At 43.7% G+C, this 4553-nt stretch carries 4 protein-coding genes; all 4 read right to left on the bottom strand.

From position 1 onward, the window contains the following. Positions 1-75: 75 nt before the first annotated feature. The 4 genes from J2S23_RS11095 to J2S23_RS11080 all read right to left on the bottom strand — a co-directional run bounded on the left by J2S23_RS11095 (position 76) and on the right by J2S23_RS11080 (position 4241). Positions 76-930, bottom strand: coding sequence for an NAD(P)H-hydrate dehydratase (locus tag J2S23_RS11095; RefSeq protein WP_307122774.1), 855 nt, complete (start codon positions 928-930; stop codon positions 76-78). Next, the gene (locus J2S23_RS11090; protein ID WP_307122773.1) at positions 917-1780 is read right to left on the bottom strand and encodes a bifunctional methylenetetrahydrofolate dehydrogenase/methenyltetrahydrofolate cyclohydrolase; all 864 of its coding nucleotides are present in this window, start codon (positions 1778-1780) and stop codon (positions 917-919) included. Before J2S23_RS11090 ends, J2S23_RS11095 begins: the two co-directional genes overlap by 14 nt. A 168-nt stretch (positions 1781-1948) precedes the next feature. Then, on the bottom strand, positions 1949-2995 hold the full coding sequence (locus J2S23_RS11085; RefSeq protein ID WP_307122772.1) for an ArsR/SmtB family transcription factor: 1047 nt from the start codon (positions 2993-2995) through the stop codon (positions 1949-1951). Between the two features lies 1 nt (position 2996). After that, the gene (locus J2S23_RS11080) at positions 2997-4241 is read right to left on the bottom strand and encodes an MFS transporter (RefSeq protein ID WP_307122771.1); all 1245 of its coding nucleotides are present in this window, start codon (positions 4239-4241) and stop codon (positions 2997-2999) included. Positions 4242-4553 lie beyond the last annotated feature (312 nt).

Genomic DNA, 4553 nt, shown 5'->3' with positions numbered 1-4553 from the left:
AATTGGATCAATCATTATCCTAAGAAAATACTGAACTATTTGTCTCCTGCACAGTTTCTTAAAAATGGCTAACTTCTACTTGAAATTTAGCAAAATGCGGTGCATAAATACTGGCAGTTTCTCTGCGATTTGACTAGGCAAGGTCACGTAATGAGACTGACTGAGTTCCTCTGCAATGGCTGAGTGTGTGTAGACGGCAGCAGTCACCCTATCTAGCAACTCGCCCTTAAACTGGCCAATAAAGCCTGCTATGATACCAGCTAAAGTATCACCCATGCCACCCGTCGCTTGGTAAGGACCACCAATCGTAAGTTCTCTAGGAAGCTGACCCTCTTGCAACACCACTGTCCTTGGTCCTTTAGCGACCAGAATCGTCCCTTTAGGAAAATTGCCTAGCGCTCTTAAGCTGCGCTCGGGGGTCTGCTTAGCAATAGGAACTTGGCTCAATCGCTCCCACTCCATCTGATGCGGGGTCAAGACTAGCTGACAGGAAATCAAGGAAGCAAACCTCTCCCTATGCTTGGCCAGAACGCTCAAGGCCGACCCATCTAGGATTAGCACTTGAGCTGACGAAAGGCTTGAAAGGACTGACTCCATAAGGTGGCAGGCGTCATCTGATTCCCCTAAACCAGGTCCAAGAAGCACAACCTCAGCTTTGGCCAGCTGCTCCTCTAATAGAGAACGGTCCGTCACAGCAAAAGCCATAGCTTCTGGGAGTTGGGCATGAAGTGCGGTGATATTAGCCACTTCGGTCCCTACCGTCACAAGGCCAGCTCCACTATAAACTGCGGCCTTTGCCGCCATCAGGATGGCCCCACCATAGGGGTAACACCCACCCAATAACAAGAGGCGACCATAATCGCCCTTATGGCTGGCCTGAGGTCTGACTTGGATGACCTGATTCAGGAGCGAGCGCTCAATCTTGACCATCTGCAACACCCGCAAGGAGGCAAGCATTATAGGTCTGCTCCATTAGCATGGTAATGGTCATCGGACCAACCCCACCTGGGACAGGTGTGATGTAACTAGCCACTTCAGCAACTTCCTCATAGGCCACATCGCCTATCAACTTACCATTTTCATCACGATTCATCCCAACATCGATCACAACAGCGCCAGGTTTGACAAAGTCTTTGGTCACAAAGTGACCGCGACCAATAGCCACAACTAAGACATCCGCTTGGCGAGCGAGGGCTGGTAAATCCTTGGTCCTAGAGTGAGCAATGGTCACCGTCGCATTAGCATCAAGAAGCATCTGCGCCATAGGCTTACCAACGATATTAGAGCGTCCAATAACGACCGCATTCTTACCAGCAAGGTCAATCTTGTACTCCTTAAACATCTCCATGATGCCAGCAGGCGTTGATGGAATCATCACAGGATGCCCGCTCCAGAGTTTCCCCATATTTGTGGGGTGGAACCCATCCACATCCTTGGCCGGATCAATAGCCAAGAGAATCTTTTCTTCATTAATATGAGCTGGCAGAGGCAGTTGGACCAAAATGCCATGCCAATCTGCGTCTTGATTGTATTTAGAAATTAGAGTTAACAACTCTTCTTGGGTAATCGTCTCAGGAACGCGAACGACCTCACTCTTAAATCCAGCCGCAAGAGCTGACCGTTCTTTATTGCGAACATAAACCTGACTAGCTGGGTCTTCGCCAACAAGAATCACGACCAAACCTGGAACCATTCCTGTTTCAGCTTTCAAACGAGCTGTTTTTTCAGCTAACTGTCCCTGGAGTTTTGCTGCTAAAGCTTTGCCATCGATATCTGTCATTTCAAGACCTCTTTTTTACTTTTTTTAAAATTATAACAAAAAGGACTTCCTATTTCAAAAAGGAAGCCATTTCTATAATAAATCACGAACTTTGGAAAACCTTAGACCATAAATAATTCGCTCTCTCTTCTCTAGGTGTTTCACAGATTTCCTGAGGCGTACCTTTTTCTAGTCCTTTATCCCAAAATCTTCTGCTACTTGTTCGAGCAGCATTTTTAGGGCTGGTTTATTAAGACGATACTTATTGTTAGAGCCTGGATCCGTGTTGAAAAAGAGGAGCTGAGCATTGACCAATTTTTGCGTATGAAATGACACATTGGCCGCTGTAATCCCCAACTTTTCAGCAATGTCCTTGCTCTTAGCATCTTCTTTGACCAATTCTCGTAACACTTTGTAACGGTTTTCGTCACTCAAACTTTTTAGCATCAACCGGACAGTCTTGTCAGTCAACTTGCTTCTAGTCTTGAGAAAATGGCCAACCCGTGGATAGATGTAAAAATAAGCTGGGCTGTCCTTATCTGGGTCGTAAGTAATGATGTTAAAGATATACCAAGGCGACAGGACAAAGAGCTGACAATCCGTTTTTTGGGTATTGTACAGCATACCCATCACATCAAATTCTGAATCTTGGTAGAGTGCTTCCAAGTCTACTGTCTGGGCAAAATCCCTTACCTCTTTTTGGTATTTATCCATAAACGGCTGGTAGAGCGGATAAAGATCATGATAGAGCTCACAGAGGCCCTGGATCAATTCCATTGGATGATGGAAGGCCCAATTAAATCGCCAACGTTCAGCATCAGTCATCTCTTGCTGTTCCAGTAAGGACACCAGATCCACCTCTTCAAGTGGCTTTTTCCTTTCTTCCTTTGTCAAAAGGCTGAGCACCAAATCTTGAATAGTCTGTGCAGAACAAGCCTCAAACAAAGCCAAAAGTTCCTCTAAGTCCTTGGGATCTTGCCCTTCTTCTAAGAGTTGGCGATAGAGAATTTCAGGAAGATGAGAGATGCCCACTTTCAAAAAGTATTTTTTAATCCGCTTTTGATAGGGCTGGAGGAGTCCGATGAATTGCTCCGAAATCTCCAAGACATCCTGAACAGCCTCAACTTCTGATGCCTGCATCACATCTAACTGCTCTTTTAAGAGACTCTTTTTCATGATCGGAAAAAAGAGAATATCCATCAGTTGGCTGCGGTAATGGTGATAATGAAATTCCATACTAGACCTTCTTTCTTGTGCTTATAGTATAAACCACAAGACCAAGAGAAAGCAAGAGGCAAACCCAAACTAAGCTAGCAGGAGGGATAAACAACATCAAACTAGACAAGAGAAAACGAGATAGGGCAATCCCCAATGAAAAATAAGTACGAAGCGATCCTGAAATAAAAGCCATCTGTTCTTCTGGTAAACGATTAAACAGGAGGGCCTGTAATTTGGGATTGACACCGCCAGTAATTATTCCAATTAAGAAAAGAATCAGTAAAATAAGGTAAATCTGGCGAAGTAATAAACTTGAAAAGACCAAAACCAGTAGGAAGCCACAAAAACCAACGATGGCAAACATATCCAGTTTCTTAAAAAGTTTTGATCCCACTAAACTACCCACAATAGCCCCAATACTCATGGTCATGCTAATCGTTGCGATAGTTGTTGGAGCATTGATCAGCACAAAATCTGGAAATTCTGAAATGGTCAAAACCACCAAGGTATTAACTGCACTTCCCAAGCCATTGATGATGGGAATCAAAATCAAAACCCGCTTTAAGACATCGATGCGAAAGACTTCTTTCACCACCAGCTGCAAACTATCCTTGAATTCCTGAATTGAGAAAATACCTTCTTTCTTATCCGCTAGCTGAATCGGATTAGCATCTAATTTTCTCTGAATCTTAGGGAGAAGCAAGCCCATCAAAACAGCACACACGGCGAAGGTCAAGGCATTGACATAGGCCAAGGTCGAATAGGCTAAGATTGTGATTAAGCTTGCCCCGATAGCTTGGAATAAGATATTACCTGACACTCCTAGTCCCATGCTCAACCCCAAGGCCGCTTCACGGTCTTCATTTGAAACCAAGCGCAAACTAACCGGTAGATAAAGAGCATTTTCATATTGTCCCGCCAAGTCTGAAATCAGATTGACCACTATGGCCACAAGGACTATCCATAAAGCAGGCGTAAAAGACATGGCAAAACCGACCAGAAGATACAAGAGGCACCTAAGGACCTGGGTAGCCACAATCTGTTGCAACTTGTTGGCCTTACGGTCTGCCACATAAGACAAGACCATCCGTGTAAACAAGGGAATCATTTCAGAGAATCCAAGTAGTGCCAAAGCCAATTTGGTATCTGGCAGGAGCAAGATGTAATTCATCAAGGCCATGTAATAGAGAACATCACCAAAATTAGAGAGCAAGTCGGTGAACAAAACCGATAGATAGAGTTTATTGGACAATACCTTTTTCATAAAAAACCTTCGCTTTATTATTTATTTAGTAATTACTTTATCAAACTATATCATAATTATTTAATTTAGTAAATACTAAATTATAAATAAAGTTAAAACAAAATATCAGTAGCCTTTAAATGAAAAATTTCTAAGGCCTGCCATAACTGACCATAGCCAAACAAATCATGACTCACGTTAATGGCCCCTTTGATGTCTATCCATCATTCATCTTGACACAATCATGACCACCCGTCTAACGGGTGGTTTGAACAGGGGCTATAAGCCCACATCACCAGCCAGCGCCTAAAGACGCTGGCTTTCACTTTGTTC

Source organism: Streptococcus moroccensis (assembly GCF_030812835.1).
Lineage (GTDB): Bacteria > Bacillota > Bacilli > Lactobacillales > Streptococcaceae > Streptococcus > Streptococcus moroccensis.
Note: the sequence above shows the minus strand (reverse complement) of the source record. Positions and strands in the feature narration are given on the sequence as shown.

Excerpts from the sequence above, each read along its gene's own strand:
- J2S23_RS11090 (WP_307122773.1), bottom strand. The coding sequence starts at position 1,780 with ATGACAGATATCGATGGCAAAGCTTTAGCAGCAAAACTCCAGGGACAG.
- J2S23_RS11095 (WP_307122774.1), bottom strand. The coding sequence starts at position 930 with ATGGTCAAGATTGAGCGCTCGCTCCTGAATCAGGTCATCCAAGTCAGA.
- J2S23_RS11085 (WP_307122772.1), bottom strand. The coding sequence starts at position 2,995 with ATGGAATTTCATTATCACCATTACCGCAGCCAACTGATGGATATTCTC.
- J2S23_RS11080 (WP_307122771.1), bottom strand. The coding sequence starts at position 4,241 with ATGAAAAAGGTATTGTCCAATAAACTCTATCTATCGGTTTTGTTCACC.